15 protein-coding genes are annotated in these 16,457 nt (G+C 61.7%); 8 read left to right on the top strand and 7 right to left on the bottom strand.

The window, feature by feature from the left end; all coding sequences use genetic code 11:
- Positions 1–4: 4 nt before the first annotated feature.
- The 3 genes from moaC to ACQZ5G_RS01675 all read left to right on the top strand — a co-directional run bounded on the left by moaC (position 5) and on the right by ACQZ5G_RS01675 (position 3,291).
- On the top strand, positions 5–496 hold the full coding sequence (gene moaC, locus ACQZ5G_RS01685) for a cyclic pyranopterin monophosphate synthase MoaC (RefSeq protein WP_065655981.1): 492 nt from the start codon (positions 5–7) through the stop codon (positions 494–496).
- Complete coding sequence (locus ACQZ5G_RS01680) at positions 497–1,714, top strand: molybdopterin molybdotransferase MoeA (RefSeq protein ID WP_448736793.1); 1,218 nt, start codon at positions 497–499, stop codon at positions 1,712–1,714.
- 506 nt (positions 1,715–2,220) lie between these two features.
- Positions 2,221–3,291, top strand: coding sequence for a GGDEF domain-containing protein (locus tag ACQZ5G_RS01675; protein WP_003522741.1), 1,071 nt, complete (start codon positions 2,221–2,223; stop codon positions 3,289–3,291).
- 226 nt (positions 3,292–3,517) lie between these two features.
- On the opposite strand, the gene ACQZ5G_RS01670 is transcribed toward ACQZ5G_RS01675, so the two are convergent.
- From ACQZ5G_RS01670 to ACQZ5G_RS01660, 3 genes are all read right to left on the bottom strand, one after another.
- Entirely contained in the window at positions 3,518–4,126 is a 609-nt protein-coding gene (locus ACQZ5G_RS01670; protein ID WP_262535431.1) for a pyridoxamine 5'-phosphate oxidase family protein, read from the bottom strand.
- A gap of 54 nt (positions 4,127–4,180) precedes the next feature.
- Positions 4,181–5,992 (bottom strand): monovalent cation:proton antiporter-2 (CPA2) family protein, encoded by a 1,812-nt coding sequence (locus ACQZ5G_RS01665; RefSeq protein WP_080816894.1) that lies wholly within the window; start codon positions 5,990–5,992, stop codon positions 4,181–4,183.
- A gap of 278 nt (positions 5,993–6,270) precedes the next feature.
- Positions 6,271–6,639, bottom strand: coding sequence for a gamma-butyrobetaine hydroxylase family protein (locus ACQZ5G_RS01660; RefSeq protein WP_003522738.1), 369 nt, complete (start codon positions 6,637–6,639; stop codon positions 6,271–6,273).
- Between the two features lie 132 nt (positions 6,640–6,771).
- Between ACQZ5G_RS01660 and moaA the strand changes: the two genes are divergently transcribed.
- The 5 genes from moaA to mobB all read left to right on the top strand — a co-directional run bounded on the left by moaA (position 6,772) and on the right by mobB (position 11,286).
- Positions 6,772–7,821 (top strand): GTP 3',8-cyclase MoaA, encoded by a 1,050-nt coding sequence (gene moaA, locus ACQZ5G_RS01655; protein ID WP_448736792.1) that lies wholly within the window; start codon positions 6,772–6,774, stop codon positions 7,819–7,821.
- Between the two features lie 160 nt (positions 7,822–7,981).
- Positions 7,982–8,950 (top strand): DMT family transporter, encoded by a 969-nt coding sequence (locus ACQZ5G_RS01650; RefSeq protein ID WP_448736791.1) that lies wholly within the window; start codon positions 7,982–7,984, stop codon positions 8,948–8,950.
- 1 nt (position 8,951) lies between these two features.
- Positions 8,952–10,151 carry a multidrug effflux MFS transporter gene (locus ACQZ5G_RS01645; RefSeq protein ID WP_448736790.1) on the top strand — a complete coding sequence of 400 codons (1,200 nt, stop codon included), beginning with the start codon at positions 8,952–8,954 and terminating at the stop codon, positions 10,149–10,151.
- Positions 10,148–10,774: a molybdenum cofactor guanylyltransferase MobA gene (mobA, locus tag ACQZ5G_RS01640; RefSeq protein WP_059760192.1), complete on the top strand. Its 627-nt coding sequence runs from the start codon at positions 10,148–10,150 to the stop codon at positions 10,772–10,774. The genes ACQZ5G_RS01645 and mobA overlap by 4 nt, the downstream gene beginning before the upstream one ends.
- Positions 10,771–11,286: a molybdopterin-guanine dinucleotide biosynthesis protein B gene (mobB, locus tag ACQZ5G_RS01635; protein WP_448736789.1), complete on the top strand. Its 516-nt coding sequence runs from the start codon at positions 10,771–10,773 to the stop codon at positions 11,284–11,286. The genes mobA and mobB overlap by 4 nt, the downstream gene beginning before the upstream one ends.
- Before the next feature lie 291 nt (positions 11,287–11,577).
- Here the strand turns inward: mobB and ACQZ5G_RS01630 are convergent, their stop codons facing one another.
- The 4 genes from ACQZ5G_RS01630 to serS form a co-directional block, all read right to left on the bottom strand.
- Positions 11,578–13,143 (bottom strand): peptidoglycan DD-metalloendopeptidase family protein, encoded by a 1,566-nt coding sequence (locus ACQZ5G_RS01630; protein WP_188128923.1) that lies wholly within the window; start codon positions 13,141–13,143, stop codon positions 11,578–11,580.
- Positions 13,144–13,488: 345 nt separating this feature from the next.
- Positions 13,489–14,142, bottom strand: a complete 654-nt coding sequence (locus tag ACQZ5G_RS01625; RefSeq protein ID WP_003522731.1) for a protein-L-isoaspartate(D-aspartate) O-methyltransferase — start codon at positions 14,140–14,142, stop codon at positions 13,489–13,491.
- On the bottom strand, positions 14,139–14,909 hold the full coding sequence (gene surE / locus ACQZ5G_RS01620) for a 5'/3'-nucleotidase SurE (RefSeq protein WP_003522730.1): 771 nt from the start codon (positions 14,907–14,909) through the stop codon (positions 14,139–14,141). The genes ACQZ5G_RS01625 and surE overlap by 4 nt, the downstream gene beginning before the upstream one ends.
- A gap of 213 nt (positions 14,910–15,122) precedes the next feature.
- The gene (gene serS / locus ACQZ5G_RS01615; RefSeq protein WP_269832060.1) at positions 15,123–16,406 is read right to left on the bottom strand and encodes a serine--tRNA ligase; all 1,284 of its coding nucleotides are present in this window, start codon (positions 16,404–16,406) and stop codon (positions 15,123–15,125) included.
- Positions 16,407–16,457 lie beyond the last annotated feature (51 nt).

Here is a 16,457-nt window from a genome sequence, read left to right as displayed (position 1 = left end):
ACCGATGAGCGAGGCTGGAAAGCTCACCCATATCGATGCCGGCGGCGAAGCGCATATGGTCGATGTCGGCGACAAGGCCGAGACCGTCCGTGTCGCCGTCGCCGAAGGTTTCGTGAAGATGAAGCCGGAAACGCTGGCGCTCATCCGCGAGGGCAACGCCAAGAAGGGCGATGTCATTGGCACCGCACGCCTCGCCGGCATCATGGCCGCCAAGCAGACGGCAAACCTCATCCCGCTCTGCCATCCGCTGATGCTGACAAAGGTGGCGGTGGACATTACCGAAGACGCCGCCCTGCCCGGCCTGCGGGTCGAAGCGCTGGTAAAATTGTCCGGTAAGACCGGCGTGGAGATGGAAGCGCTGACCGCCGTGTCCATCGCCTGCCTGACGATCTACGACATGGCCAAGGCCGCCGACAAGGCGATGGAAATCGTCAATATCCGCCTTCTGGAAAAGAGCGGCGGCAAATCCGGCGATTTCCGGCGACAGGAGACGTGAATGAAACCGCTGCTGCCCGTGGATGAGGCCACAAGACGCCTTCTGGAAGCAGCGGTTCCGGTGACCGAAAGCGAAACCCTGCCGCTCGCCGAATGCGACGGCCGGGTTCTCTCGGCCGATCTCATTGCACGCCTCACCCAGCCCCCCTTCGATGCCTCGGCTATGGACGGTTATGCGTTGCGCAGCGCCGATGCGGCGGCGATAGGCTCTGTCCTCACCGTCATCGGTCAGGCCGCCGCGGGCCATGCCTTTACCGGCACGGTGGGTGAAGGCCAGGCCGTGCGCATCTTCACCGGCGCGCCCGTGCCGCAGGGTGCGGACACCATTCTCATTCAGGAAGATGCCGAAGTGCTGGAGGGCGGAAAAATCCGCACCGCCTTCGACGTCACCGCCGGGCGACATATCCGCCCGCGCGGACAGGATTTTGCCGAAGGCGAAGCGGCCCTGAAGGCCGGGCGTGAGCTCGGCTTCACCGACCTGACGCTCGCGGCGGCGATGAACCATGCCGCGCTCACCGTCTATCGCAGGCCGCGCATCGCCATCCTCGCCACCGGCGATGAGTTGCTGCCGCCGGGAAGCGCGCCGCAGCCCGCTCAGATCATCGCCTCCAACACCTTCGGCGTCGCCGCCCTCGCCCGGCAGGCGGGTGCCGAGGTTCTCGATCTCGGTATCATCGCCGATGATGACAGGCTGATCCGCGCCGCCATCGGCAAGGCTGTCGCGGCGAAAGTCGATGTGCTGGTGACGCTCGGCGGTGCCTCCGTCGGCGACCACGACCTCGTGCAGGCCGCCTTGAAGGCGGAAGGCATGCAGCTCGATTTCTGGCGCATCGCCATGCGTCCGGGGAAACCGCTGATGGTCGGGTCCATCGGCGCCATGCAGGTTCTGGGCCTGCCCGGAAACCCGGTTGCCAGCCTCGTCTGCGGCCTGCTGTTCCTCGAACCGCTGCTCCGCAGCATCGCCCGCCGCGCGCCGCTGCAACGCACGGCCACCGCCCGCACCGCCACGCCTTTAAAAGCGAATGATCACCGGCAGGATTATCTGCGCGCCCGTCTCAACACGGACGAAAACGGCCTGCTGGTGGCGGAAGCCCATGCGAAGCAGGATTCATCGATGATGAAGATATTGGCCCATTCCGACGGGCTGATCGTGCGCCCGCCAAATGGGCCAGCGGCGGCGGCTGGGGCGGAATGCCCGGTCATCCGGCTGAGATCCTGACACGCAGGCGATACAGCCGGACCTGCGGCCGGCAGCATAACTCGCCTCTTCCTGAACCTTACCGAATGGTTGCCGCGCCGTCACAAAACGGCACCGCCGCGTGCCGCATGGCACAGGAACCGAAGATAAGACTGTAACATTCCTGTATCCCGACACGAATGATAAAAAAAACCGCCTATAGGCGGGATTTCCACGAATTCAAAAACCACCATGCCTTTCCGCCGCGGGATTATTTCTCCATATTGTTGTGCCAAAATAAATCACACGAATCCCGTTATTGGGATTGACAGAATAAATGCGATGCTGTCACCAAGGCGAATAGTAGAGGGAAAAAATTCTGGAATTCTTCAAAATGAAAATTACTTATATTTATCAATTAAATAAAATAAAAAGTGACGAAAATGAAGTTTCCGGGCGCAAAAATTAGTTTCCCATAAATTAAGCTTTCAAAAACGAGCTTCATAATAATAATCATAGTCGATAAGCAGACTCACTGGAGTTTCTTGATGAACACGGCATCCACGCCCAAAACCACGGGGCCCGACATTGCCGGGCAGATTGCCTATGCCATGCGGAGCATGGGTGTTTCGCCGATCCCGCGTAACTACAACCTCTTTTACGAAGCCTATATCGGTTCGAACCCTGCCCTGACGAAGGATCTGGCCGCGCTTGGAAACCGGGTCACGCAGGAGGATCTGGACGAGCTGTCCTCACGTTACGGGGAAGGCAACCCCGCCCGGTCCATCGACGATGCGCATGAGAAGCTCAGACGCGAACTGGAGGGCCTTCTGGGCACGCTGAGGCGCGAACAATGCTCCATCGAAAACTACAACAGGATTCTCGGTGAAACGCGCCAGCGCATCGATGACAAGAATGCCGCCAGCAGCAATATTCTGAGGAATGCGATTTCGCTGCTGGCCGAGGCAACCGGCTCGAAAATCATCGACGGCGAAAAGGCCTTCAACGATGTCAACCGCCATGCCGAGGAAATGCATCAGGTGCGTCTGGAGCTGGATGAGTACAAGCGCATCGCCAATACGGATTCGCTAACGCGCCTGTCCAACCGGCGCGCCTTCGACGACCGGCTGGCATCCGTCTATGACAGCTCCATCGGCCTGCAATATACCACGCTCGTCCTGCTCGATATCGATCATTTCAAGCGGATCAACGACACTTTCGGCCATCCGGTCGGCGACAAGATTCTCGCCACCGTCGCCTCGGTCATCCGCGCCAATGTCCGCAAGGATGGTTTCGTCGCCAGAAGCGGCGGCGAGGAATTCGCCATCATTCTGGATGGCAATACGCCGGAAGAGGTAATGGTGATGTGCGAGCGCATCCGCCTGTCGCTGGAAAGCACGCCCTTCCGCAATTCAAGATCGGGCGCCGACTACGGCACGGTGACGATCTCCCTCGGCTTCGCTTCCGCCGCACAGGCCACCAACCCGAGCGAGCTTTACGGCCATGCCGACACCGCGCTCTACCATGCCAAGGAAACCGGCCGGAACCGCTCCGTCTATTACGAGGACGGCATGCAGAAGAACTATACCGGCAAGAACTGGCTGATTTATCGGACGTGAGGATGGTGGTGTGTGCGCCACTATCTCCTCCGTCATGCCGGACTTGATCCGGCATCCAGTCACGGCGCGTCTGCGCCGTGAAAAAAGCCTCTTGCGATCAAGGACTTGATCGCGCTAGACCCCGGATCCAGTCCGGGGTGACGGAGTGAGATGCTCCGCTTTCGCCAATGGCGTAAGCCTTGCGAGGATTGCCTCAGCGGCCCGATGGTCGCGTCGTTATTGCGCCTCACCACATGGTCTTCGCCGCCCGCGCCGCCCATTCCCGGTCATAGGTCTCCTGATCGAATTCCGCCTTGGCCGCCTTGAGCAGAAGACCGGGTGTCGGAAGCGAAGCCGGGTCGACGAAATTATCGGGGTTCCACAGTTCCGAGCGCATCAGCGCCCGGGCGCACTGGAAATAGACTTCATCGATTGTCACCACGATGACGGTGCGCGGATGTTTGCCGTCCATCTCGAAGCTTTCCAGCAGATCGGGATCGACGGAGACCACGGCGCGGCCGTTGATGCGCATCGTCGTATTCGAGCCGGGTATCAGGAACATCAGCGCCACGCGCGGATCGCGCACGATGTTCAGAAGCGAATCCACACGGTTATTGCCGCGCCAGTCCGGCAAAAGCACGGTCCTCTCATCGGCCACCCGGACCACGCCGCCCTTGTCGCCGCGCGGCGAACAGTCCATGCCTTCCGGCCCGACCGTCGCCAGCGCCAGGAAGGGCGAAGTCTCGATCATCAGCCGGTATTCGGCCGTCAGCGCGGCTGTCACCTTGGCGATCGATGCCTCGCTCGTGCTGTCATAGATGGCCTTCAATTCCTCAACCGTGCGAATGATCGTCATGTCCGTTCCTATCCCTGCCAATTCCCTCTGTCGCCGCCGAAAGACCGGGGCGTCCTATTCCTCTGCCGCTTCCGCCTTTTCCCGCTCGGCCCGCTCGCGCGCAGTCCGGGCGGCAACGAGGTCGGCCGGCTGAGCATTGCCACGGATCAGCGAACGGCCGGCATAGATGCCGCCGACGACTTCCATGGCGAAACGTTCCTCGTCGCGGTCGCGGAATTCCTCCACCAGACGCGCGGCGTCTTCCCGCTCCTCGCCCATGGCGCCCAGCACTTCCTCGCTGAAATTCAGCGCCGATTCCAGCGTTTCGCGGATCTGGTAATCGACGCCAGCCTTCAGCAGATCGATGGCATGGCCACGGTCGTAAGCACGGGCGAGAACCGGAACCAGCGGGAATTCGTGCTTGACGATCTCCGCGATCCTGACGGCCGCCTCCTTGTCGTCGACGCAGATAAGCACGGCACGCGCCGTGCTCGCACCGGCAGCATGCAGGATTTCCGCCCGCGAACCGTCGCCATAATAGACCTTGAAACCGAATTCCGCCGCATCGCGCACGAAGTCGGCATCCTTGTCGATCAGCGACAGCGTGTAACCCCGCGCCAGAAGCGGCTGGCTGACGATCTGGCCGAAACGGCCGAAACCGATCAACAGAATGCTGCCCTCGACATTTTCAGGCACGTCGAGATCGTCGGTATTGGGAACCGCCGCCGGCACCAGCCGGTCATGCAGGATGACCATCAGCGGCGTCAGCACCATGGAGATGATGATGGTCGCCGTCAGGATGGCGTTCGCCTCCCGGTCGAGAATGCCGGCGCTGACGGCGGCCGAATAAAGCACGAAGGCGAATTCGCCGCCCTGCGCCATCAGCACCGCCCGTTCCAGGCTTTCGCGCCGGGTGGTGCCGAGCGCCCGCGCCACGCCATAGATCAGGAAGGCCTTGAGCAGCATGTAGCCCGCGACGCTGATGACCACGAGCTGCCAGTTGGAGGCGATGACGGCAAGATCGATCGCCATGCCGACACCGAGGAAAAACAGGCCGAGCAGAATGCCGCGAAACGGCTCGATATCCGCTTCCAGCTGATGGCGGAAGGAGGATTCCGACAGCAGCACACCGGCGAGAAAGGCGCCCATGGCCATGGAAAGGCCGCTCACCTGCATCAGAAGCGCCGAACCCAGCACCACCAGCAGCGCCGCAGCCGTCATCACCTCCCGCGCGCCGGAAGCCGCGAGCAGCCGAAAGAACGGGTTGAGAAGGTAACGCCCGGCAAGGATGAGCGCACCGACGGCGGCAAGCGCGATACCGACGGAAGCCCAGCGCTCCGACGCCGTGACATGTTCGCCGCCCGAACCGAGGAAAGCGACAAGCGCCAGCAGCGGCACGATGGCCAGATCCTCGAACAGCAGGATGGCGATGATGCGCTGGCCTTTCAGGCTCGACATGCTGTTGCGCTCCTGCAGCATCTGCATGACGATCGCCGTCGATGTCAGCACGAAACCGGTGCCGGCGACGAAGGACATGATGACGGGAAAACCGAGACCGACCCCGATCAATGTCAGGCCCGCCATGCAGACCAGCACCTGCAGCGCACCCAGCCCGAAAATATCCTGCCGCATCGACCACAGCCGCGACGGCTGCATTTCAAGGCCGATGATGAACAGGAACATCACCACGCCGAGTTCCGCTATATGCAGAATGGCCTGCGAATCGGAGAAAAAACCGAGACCGTAAGGCCCGATCACCAGACCGGCGGCCAGATAGCCGAGCACCGAACCGAGACCGATGCGCTTGAAGATCGGCGCGGCGACAACGCCTGCCGCCAGCAACACGACCACCTGGGCCAGATCATTTCCGTTCGCTTCTACAGCCACACGCCACCCCGTTTAAATAGTGAGACAAGAGCTTTGCCCTCGTCCGATTATCGGCAACGCGCAAGAACATTTCCTCCGTCATGCCGGACTGGATCCGGCATCCAGCCACGGCGCGTCTGCGCCGTGAAAGGACTCTCCCGCGATCAAGGACTTGATCGCGCTGGACCCCGGATCAAGTCCGGGGTGACGAAGCGCGGATGCAACAACGTTGCCAAACGCAGCAGTTCTTCGACCCCTTTGCCATCATTCTCACGAGGGCGTCTCCCTCGCTGTTTTCTCTACCGGTATCGCGGTTCCCTGCTCAAGCCCTTTTCGGCGAGCTGCCGCTCATAATCCGCAAACAGCGCATCCCCGGTCTCACCCAGTTCCTTCAGATATTTCCAGGTGTAGATGCCGCTATCGTGGCCATCGTCGAAAACGATGCGAACCGCATAATTGCCGGTGGCGACCATGGAACGGATGGTAACATCGCGTTTGCCGGGCACCGTGACCTTTTGTCCCGGCCCATGGCCCTGCACCTCGGCAGAGGGCGAAAGCACGCGCAGCATCTCGGCCTGAAGCCGGTAAACGCTTCCATCGTCGAAGGAAACGGTCAGTTCGCGCCGGTCTTTCGACACAAGCAGCTCGGTCGGCCAGGCATCGCTCATTTTTCACTTCCGCAAGCTCGTCATATGCGTCAGAATTACGGACTTGCCTCACGATAGGCAAGCCACTACATCAGCTAATAGAGCACACATTCAGCGTGTGTGCCCGGCGCAAGGCGCATTGAGGATGGGGACGTGAACGGTTTCTCCGGCTCGCTTGAAAAAGCGAAAACCCTGACGGAAAACAGCACACCGATGGTGGACCCTTTCGGCCGCGCCATCACCTATCTGCGCGTTTCCGTCACCGACCGCTGCGATTTCCGCTGCACCTACTGCATGTCCGAACACATGACCTTCCTGCCGAAGAAGGACCTTCTGACGCTCGAAGAACTCGACCGGCTCTGTTCCGTCTTCATAACGCGCGGCGTGCGCAAGCTGAGGCTGACCGGCGGCGAGCCGCTGGTGCGCAAGAACATCATGTCGCTGGTGAGGAACCTCGGCCGGCATGTGCGCACAGGCACCCTCACCGAGCTGACGCTGACCACCAACGGCTCACAGCTTGCGAAATTCGCCGCAGAACTCGCCGATTGCGGCGTGCGCCGCATCAACGTGTCGCTCGATACGCTCGACCGCGACAAATTCCGCCACATCACCCGCTGGGGCGATCTCGACCGCGTCATGGAGGGGATCGACGCCGCCCAGGCCGCAGGCATCAAGATCAAGCTTAACGCGGTGGCGCTGAAGGACTTCAACGACGCCGAAATTCCCGATCTCATGCGTTTCGCCCACGGTCGCGGCATGGACCTGACGGTGATCGAAACCATGCCGATGGGCGAGATCGAGGAAGACCGGACCGACCGCTACCTGCCGCTTTCGCAGTTGCGCGCCGATCTGGAAAAGAGCTTCACGCTCATCGACAGCGATTACCAGACCGGCGGCCCCGCCCGTTACGTGACGGTGAAGGAAACCGGCGGCCGGCTCGGCTTCATCACGCCCATGACGCATAATTTCTGCGAAAGCTGCAACCGCGTCCGCCTCACCTGCACCGGCACGCTTTATATGTGCCTGGGCCAGGATGACGCCGCCGATCTGCGCACTGCGCTGCGCGCTTCCGACAGCGACGCCTATCTTTCCAGCGCCATCGATGAAGCCCTTCTGCGCAAGCCGAAGGGGCATGATTTCATCATCGACCGCACCCACAACCGGCCTGCCGTCTCCCGCCATATGAGCGTGACCGGCGGCTGACACTGTTTCTCGTCCACCCACCCATATAAACGGTTGAAATGCCGGCTGTGCCGTGCCACGTCTCTTTACATGGAGGAATGCGCGGTCACGCCGGAAAGGCGGCCCAAATCGCCCCGAAAGGGCCGTCGGGAAAACCGCGCATGGTCTGGGATATTTTGGAATGGCATTGACGGACAATACGCGCGGCGCCCTGTTGATGGCGCTCGCCATGGCAAGCTTCACGGCCAATGACGCCCTGACGAAATCCGTCACCCCCTATATCAACACCGGCCAGATCATGTTCGTCCGCGGCATCATGACGGTGGTGCTGATCTACATCGCCGCCCGCCATTTCGGCGCGCTCCGGCCGCTGAAATCCCTCCTGCGCCCCATCATCATCCTGCGCTGTCTCTGCGAGGTGACGGCGGCCGTGCTTTATCTGACGGCGCTCGGCCTTATCGAATTTTCCAATGCCTCGGCCATATTGCAGTCCCTGCCCCTGGTGGTGACGCTGGGTGCGGCGCTGTTCCTGCGCGAACCCGTGGGCTGGCGGCGCTGGGTGGCGATCATCGTCGGTTTTATCGGCGTGCTCGTCATCATCAGGCCCGGCCCGGAAGGCTTCACGCCGGGTGCGCTTCTGGTCGTCGCATCGCTCGCCGTCACTGCTGCGCGCGATCTGCTGACCCGGAAAATGTATGCCGATGTGCCCTCTCTCGCCATCACCGTCATCACCGCCTTCGTCAACATGGCGGTGGGCGGCCTGCTGATCGTGCCCTTCGGCGGCTGGCAACCGATGAACTTCATGATCGTGTCGCATCTGGCCGCTTCGGCCATTCTCGTGCTGGTCGGCTATCAGGCGATCATACTGTCGATGAGATCAGGCGAAATCTCCTTCGTCGCGCCGTTCCGTTATACCGGCCTGCTCTGGGGTTTCATGATCGGCGTGTTCTTCTTCAACGAGAAAATCGACAATTACACCATCGTCGGCGCCATGATCGTTATCGGCTCGGGCCTTTATACCTTCTACCGCGAAAGCCTGCGCAAGCGCTCGCAGATGGCCAAGCGCGCAGCCGCCACACCCACCGCCGCGACCACGGTACGGCCGGCTTCCGTAACGAAAACTGCCGTTACGGAAGAGGCGGGAGAATGACATGAACAGCGGCCGTTTTCTGGACAGGACCACCCCGCCCCACATCATCACGCTGGTGGTCATCGCCGGCGTCGCGGCGCTGTGCATGAATGTGTTCCTGCCCTCGCTTGCGGCCATGGCGGTTTATTTCGAGACCGACTACGCGGTGATGCAATTTGCCGTTTCGGGCTATCTTGCCGCCACCGCCTGCCTGCAGCTCATCATCGGCCCGCTTTCCGATCTCTTCGGACGCCGCCCGGTCATGCTGGCCAGCATCGCCATCATGATCGTCGCAACGCTCGTCTGCATGCTCGCGCCCAACATCACCGTCTTCATGATCGGGCGCGTTGCGCAGGCGGCCGTCGTTTCCGGCTTCGTGCTGGCGCGCGCCATCGTGCGCGACATGGTGCCGATGGAACAGGCGGCCTCCATAATCGGCTACGTGACCATGGGCATGTCCGTGGTGCCGATGGTGGGGCCGACGGTTGGCGGCCTGCTTAACGACATTTCCGGCTGGCAGTCGAGCTTCGCCCTCCTCTCCCTGCTCGGCGTCGGCATTCTGGCGCTCGCCTGGTTCGATCTCGGCGAAACCAACCACAATAAATCGGCGAGCTTTTCGCAGCAGTTTCACGCCTGGCCGGAACTTCTGCGCTCGCCGCTCTTCTGGGGTTACGCGCTGACCTCGACCTTCTCATCGGGCATGTTCTTCTCCTTCCTCGGCGGTGCGCCCTTTGTCGGCAGCGTGCTTTACGGGCTTGCGCCGGCCATGCTCGGCCTGCAATTCTTCTTTATGGCCAGCGGTTACATGCTCGGCAACTTCATCTCCGGCCGTTATGCCAGCGAAATCGGCATTACCCGTATGATGCTGTCGGGCAATGTCATCGCCATTGCGGGCATCGCCACGACCATGCTGCTGATCTCCGCCGGGGCGGAAAGCGCCTATGCGTTTTTCGTCCCGCTTGCATTGATCGGTGTCGGCAACGGCGTAACGCTGCCAAGCGCCAATGCCGGCATGGTCAGCGTCCAGCCGCATCTGGCCGGCTCCGCCTCCGGCCTCGGCGGCGCGATGACCATCGGCGGCGGCGCAGCGCTCTCGGTGCTCGCCTCCTCGGTCCTGTCCAGGGAGGACGGAACCTGGCCGCTTCTTCTGGTGATGCTGGCGACCGGCCTTGTCGCCCTCCTCACCACCTATGTCGTAAGGCTGCAGGAAAAGCGGGAATGACGGCCCCTTTCGAAATACCCGGTCTCGTGCTCGCCGGCGGGCTTTCGCGGCGCATGGGCAGCAATAAGGCGATGGTGCAATTGGGCGATGCGCCCCTCATCTCCCATGTCATCAGCCGCATCACCCCGCAGGTCTCGGATGTCACCATCAACGCGGCCAATGGCTGGGCGGAGAGTTTCGGCCTGCCGCTGTTGCCCGATACGCTGAACGGCCATGCCGGGCCGCTCGCGGGTATTCTGGCCGGCATGCGCCATTTCCAGCACCGCGGGGATGCGGCGAGCCACTTCCTGACGGCACCCGCCGACAGCCCGTTTTTTCCGGACGATCTCGTGGCGCGGCTTTACGAGCACCTGTCGGACAATGCGATCGTCATCGCCGCCTCCAGCGGCCAGCTTCACCCGGTCTTTGCGCTGTGGCCGCTGGCGCTGGCCGACGATCTCGAGGCGTGGCTGAAGAACGATGCGAACCGGCGCATCCGCGCCTATCTCGCCCGCCATGTCACCATCGGCGTGGCCTTCCCGCCGCTGGAAACGGCAAAGGGCAGCCTCGATCCGTTCTTCAACATCAACACGCCGGATGAACTGGCGCTGGCGCGCAGCTATCTGGAGAACCTGCAATCATGACGGCACAGAAGGTCTTCGGCATCGCCGGCTGGAAGAACTCGGGCAAGACCGGCCTTGCGGTCCGTATCGTCACCGAGCTGACGGCGCGCGGCTACCGCGTCTCCACCATCAAGCACGCCCATCATGATTTCGATATCGACAAGGTCGGCGCGGATAGCTGGCGTCACCGCCAAGCCGGCGCACATGAGGTCACCATCGTTTCCGGCACCCGCTTCGCCATCATGCATGAATTGCGCGGCGAACCGGAACCCTCCTTCGAGGATATTCTCGCCCGCCTCGCCCCCTGCGATCTGGTACTGATCGAAGGCTATAAATACGAGCCGGTGCCGAAGATCGAAGCACGCCGGCTGGAGGCCGCCAAGACCGAACCGCTTGCGCCGCTCGATCCGCATATCGTCGCCATTGCCGCCGACCACGCGGTGAAGGACACGGCGCTGCCGGTTTTCGATCTCGACGATACCGGCGCCATTGCCGATTTCATCGAGAAGACGGTGGGGCTGGTAAAGGGGTAATGCCCCCGGAACCGGGGACGATTTCCGAGCCGACGGCCTCCCCACTTCCGTCATACCGGCCCTGAGCCGGTATCCAGCCAGCCCAAGTCCTTGGGCTGAAAGGACCCTCTCGCCGCGCCGACGCGCGTCGGCTGGATGCCGGATCAGGTCCGGCATGACGGAGGAGAAGTGCCGTAAAGCCGAAGCCCACAACGCCTGCCGCAACGACAACGCAAGCTCCCGTGATCCCTACCCCAAAAATGAAAAAGCCGGGCTCTTCACCCGGCTTCATCATTCCTTGAGACGCAATACCTATTCAAGGAAACTGGAGGGGTTCACCGGCGTCGCATCCTTGCGAACTTCGAAGTGAACCTGCGGACGCTTGGCGCTGCCGGTCATGCCCGATGTGGCGATGGTCTGGCCGCGCTGGACCTTCTGGCCGCGCTGCACGTCGAGATTGGCGGCGTTGCCGTAAACGGTGACCTTGCCGTCGTCATGGCGCACGAGAACCGTGTTGCCGAGCTGCTTCAGGCCGTTGCCCGCATAGATGACCACGCCGTTTTCGGCGGCCTTGATCGGCGTGCCTTCCGGAACGGAGATGTTGATGCCATCGTTGCGGCTACCTTCGACATTGTCGCCGAAATTGTTGATGACCGCGCCGCGAACCGGCCAGCGATATTTGCCGATGCCGGTGGATTCCGGTGCGACGGAAGCCATGTCGGCCTTCTTCTCGATGTCACTGACACTGGCGGTGGCCGGTGTGGCAGGCGCAGTCGGAGCCGCGGCAGCAGCCGGTGCCTTGTAGGGCTCAGGCTTGGCCGATGCGGTTTCGACCGGCTTGGCCGCTTCCTTGGCGGGAACGGAAGCCGTCTTGATGGCATCCGTCGAAGCGCCTGGCATGTTGAGCGTCTGGCCGACGCGGATGCTTTCGTTGCTGAGACCGTTTGCCGCCTTGAGGGCAGCGACCGACACGCCGTTTTCGCGGGCGATCTTCGCCAGGCTGTCGCCCGGCTGAACCTTGTAACCACCGGTGGGCGGCAGCGGCTTGCCGCCGGGAGGCGTCAGCTTGCCGGTCTCGGAGGAAACCTTGTCACGGGCGGCAGCCTGCGACGGCAGCACGGCCACATTCCCCTCGGGGCTACGCAGCGGTGTCGGCTGGTCGCCGTTGCGGTTAAGGGCGATATCGCCGGCCGCGTCCTTGGCGGCATTGCGGACCTGGCCGAACTTCGGAATGAGGATCGACTGGCCGGCCTGCGCGGCGGAAGCGGTCTTCAGACCGTTGACGCGCAGCAGTTCCTTTTCCGGAACGCCGTAGCGGTTGGAGAGGGTCGCGATGCTTTCGCCGGGACGCAGGGTCACGGAGGAAGCGCCATCGGTATGCCAGCCGTTCTTGTCGGAACGAACGGTTGCGGTCGTCAGATTGTCGGCAACGGGAGCGGCAGCCTGCCGGGCGGGCGCTGCAAGAGACGGCGCGGCCTTGGGCTGAGCGGACGGGAAAGGCTGGGCCATGGCTTCGTTGCGGGTCGACGGATCGCGGCTTGCCACCGCCGTCGGTGCCGACAGCTCGGAACGCTGCACCGGAGAGGCCGAAGCCGAGCGGGCCGTGGAAGGCTGAACGCCGCCATAACCACCCGATTGCGGGTAGGAATTGCCCGCCATGTTCTGGTTGGCATAACCGCCCTGCGGTGCGGCAGAGGCGTAACCGCCATTCATGTCGCCCTGCGGAACCGGGGCCTGCCCGTAAGCACCGCCGCCCTGACGGGCAGGAATTGACGCCGTGGTCATCTGATCCGGTCCACTGGAAAAGAGGCCGCTGAACCGCGTTGCATCCGAGCTACAGCCCGTTGCGACGCTTGCCAGCAATGCCGCTGCGAACATTTTTGCGACTGATTTTCCGATTTTAGACGAATGTCTCATACGCATGACTCGATCTACACTGACGCCAACCCGCCGCATCGAGACCGATCCGGCACAAATTTCACTTCTTGCAAGGCCCATTTCCCGAGGTGGGGAAAACCATGCGTCGATGTTTATGATTAAAGCGCGTTAGTGTTACCACGCCGTTAAAACGTTAAGCCGTTCAGCGCTTTTTTGACACTTCGATAACCATGACGAAAACCGGATGCGTCATGTTGATACAATAATGATATTGAAAATCAGATAGTTGCGGCAATTCAGAACATTAGGAGACAAAAATGGAATGTCTCCAAAATTTTCATTTTGTCACAAATGACGCGCAATATGAGTGCTGAGCGGCAGGTAAGGCGCCTCGAACAGCTCTTCCTTCTCGAAGCGGCTGCCAGTCTTGGAGAAGCGCGTCATCACGCAACGCTCGTCTTCGAGAATGATCGGCGCGATCATCATGCCGCCCGAAACGATCTGCTCGGCAAAGAAGCGGGGCATGGTGGTGAAGGCGGCGGTTGAAACAATCCGGTCGAAGGTGCCCTCGCCCACCAGGCCGTTGCTGCCATCCGCCTGACGGATGACGACATTGCGGATGGAGAGATCGTCGAGACAGTTCTGCGCCTGCTGCACCAGCGTCTTGTAACGCTCCAGCGAAAAGACGCGTTCCACCCGGCGCGCGATGATCGCGGTCATGAAACCGCTGCCCGTGCCGATTTCCAGCACGCGTTGGCCGGGTTTCAGTTGCAGCCGGGCAAGGATCTTCACCGCCATGTCCGCGCCTTCCATGAAGGCGCCGCAGTCGATCGGGATCGTGCGGCTGGAATAGGCGTCCGCCGCAAATTGCGGCGGCACGAATTTGGAGCGTGGCGTCTGCTCGACCGCCGTCAGAAGGTCGAGATCGGAAATCCCCTCGCCCCGCAGGCGGAGAACCAGAGCGGCAAAACCTTCCTTTTCGACCATTGCGGATTTCAATCGGCGACTCCGAATCCAAGTGCTTGCGCAACCCGATCCTTCACCGTGTAGTCCGTCAGGTCAAGCTTAAGCGGTGTGACGGAAATCTTGCCATGTTTCAAAGCGTGGATATCAGTGCCTTCGCGGAAGGTGCCGAGACGCTCGCCGAAGCGCAGCCAGTAATAGGGAAAACCGCGGCCATCCTGACGTTCTTCCACCGTCAGGCCGAAATCGAGCTTGCCCTGCCCGGTCACGGAAACGCCCTGCACATCCTTGGGCGCGCAATTGGGGAAATTGAGATTGAGGAAGGTGCCATCGGGCAGTTCCACATTCATCAGCTTGCGCAGGAGGTCCGGCGCATAGGTTTCGGCGACTTCCCACGGCACGACGCGGCCGTCGGCGTGGCTGAACGCCTGGCTGAGCGCAAAGGAGCGCACGCCCTGCAGCGTGCCTTCGATGGCGCCGGCAATGGTGCCGGAATAGGTCACGTCATCGGCCATGTTGGCGCCGGCGTTGACGCCGGAGAGCACGAGATCCGGCTTCTCCGGCAGCACTTCGCGAATGCCCATGATGACGCAATCGGTCGGCGTGCCGCGCAGCGCGAAATGCTTGTCGGAAACTTTTCGCAGACGCAGCGGTTCAGACAGTGTCAGCGAGTGCGCGAGACCGCTCTGGTCGGTCTCCGGCGCGACGATCCAGACATCGTCGGACAGCGTGCGGGCGATACGCTCCAGCACGGCCAGACCTTCGGCGTGAATACCGTCGTCATTCGTCAGCAAAATCCGCATGTTTCTCTCTCCGCTTCTCATGTCTTCAGTGACGGAGCATCCTTTCCTCCGGCGGTGAAGTGTGCAGTTCACTCAACGTCATCCTCGGGCCTGTCCCGAGGATCTAATCACGTCCAAATAAATCGATAGGTTGCAGATCCTCGGGACAGGCCCGAGGATGACGGTCGGAGTAATTGGCAGACTCTCCTTCCAATAGCACGATGCCGCGCTCTCTTAAGCCGCCTTTTCGATCCGCTTCAGACCGCCCATATAGGGCAGCAGCACGTCTGGAATTGTGACGGAACCGTCCTCGTTCAGATAATTTTCGAGAACCGCGATCAGGCAACGGCCGACAGCCGTGCCGGAGCCGTTCAGCGTGTGCACGAACTTCGTCGCCTTGTCGTCCTTGCCGCGATAACGCGCATTCATGCGCCGCGCCTGGAAATCGCCGCAGACCGAGCAGGACGAAATTTCGCGATAGGTGTTCTGGCCGGGCAGCCACACTTCCAGATCGTAGGTCTTGCGGGCGCTGAAGCCCATGTCGCCCGTGCAGAGCGTCATGGTGCGGAAATGCAGGCCAAGGCGCTTCAGCACCTCTTCGGCGCAGGCCGTCATACGCTCATGTTCGGCAACAGCGCTTTCCGCATCGGTGATGGAGACAAGCTCGCACTTCCAGAACTGGTGCTGGCGCAGCATGCCGCGCGTGTCGCGACCGGCCGAGCCCGCTTCCGAACGGAAGGACGGCGTCAGCGCCGTGAAGCGCAGCGGCAGCTTCTCCTGATCGAGAATTTCGCCGGAGACGAGGTTGGTCAGCGTTACTTCCGCCGTCGGGATCAGCCAGCGGCCATCCGTGGTCCTGAACAGGTCCTCGGTAAATTTCGGCAATTGGCCGGTGCCGAACATCGCCTCGTCGCGCACCATCAGCGGCGAGGACACTTCGGTATAACCGTGTTCGCCGGTGTGGAGGTCGATCATGAACTGGCCGAGCGCCCGTTCCAGACGCGCGAGCTGGCTGGTCAGCACGGTGAAGCGCGAGCCGGAAAGCTTGGCGGCGCGCTCGAAATCCATATAGCCGAGCGCTTCGCCGATATCGAAGTGTTCCCTGGCCTCATGGTTCCAGCCGGGCTTCTGGCCGACCACGCGGGCCACCACATTGTCATGCTCGTCATTGCCGTCGGGCACGTCGTCGAAGGGCATGTTGGGCAGGCGCGACAGGGCATCGTTGAGCTCGGCGGTGACCTGACGGTCCTCCTCCTCCGCGCGCGGCATGTTGTCCTTGAGATCGGCGACTTCCGCCTTGAGTTTTTCGGCAAGCTCCATGTTCTTCTGCGCCATGGCGGCGCCGATTTCCTTGGAGGCGGCGTTGCGGCGCGATTGCATGTCCTGCAGGGACTGGATGACGGAACGGCGCTTTTCATCCAGCGCGATCAGGCCGCTGGCGGCGGGCTCAGCACCTCGGCGTGCAAGCGCCGCATCGAAAGCTTCGGGGTTTTCACGTATCCATTTAATGTCGTGCATCGTCGTTCCAGACCGTTGTTGCATCGTCGCGTTTTACAGCAAAACGCCGGG

This window comes from Agrobacterium sp. 22-214-1 (assembly GCF_053522465.1).
Note: the sequence above shows the minus strand (reverse complement) of the source record. Positions and strands in the feature narration are given on the sequence as shown.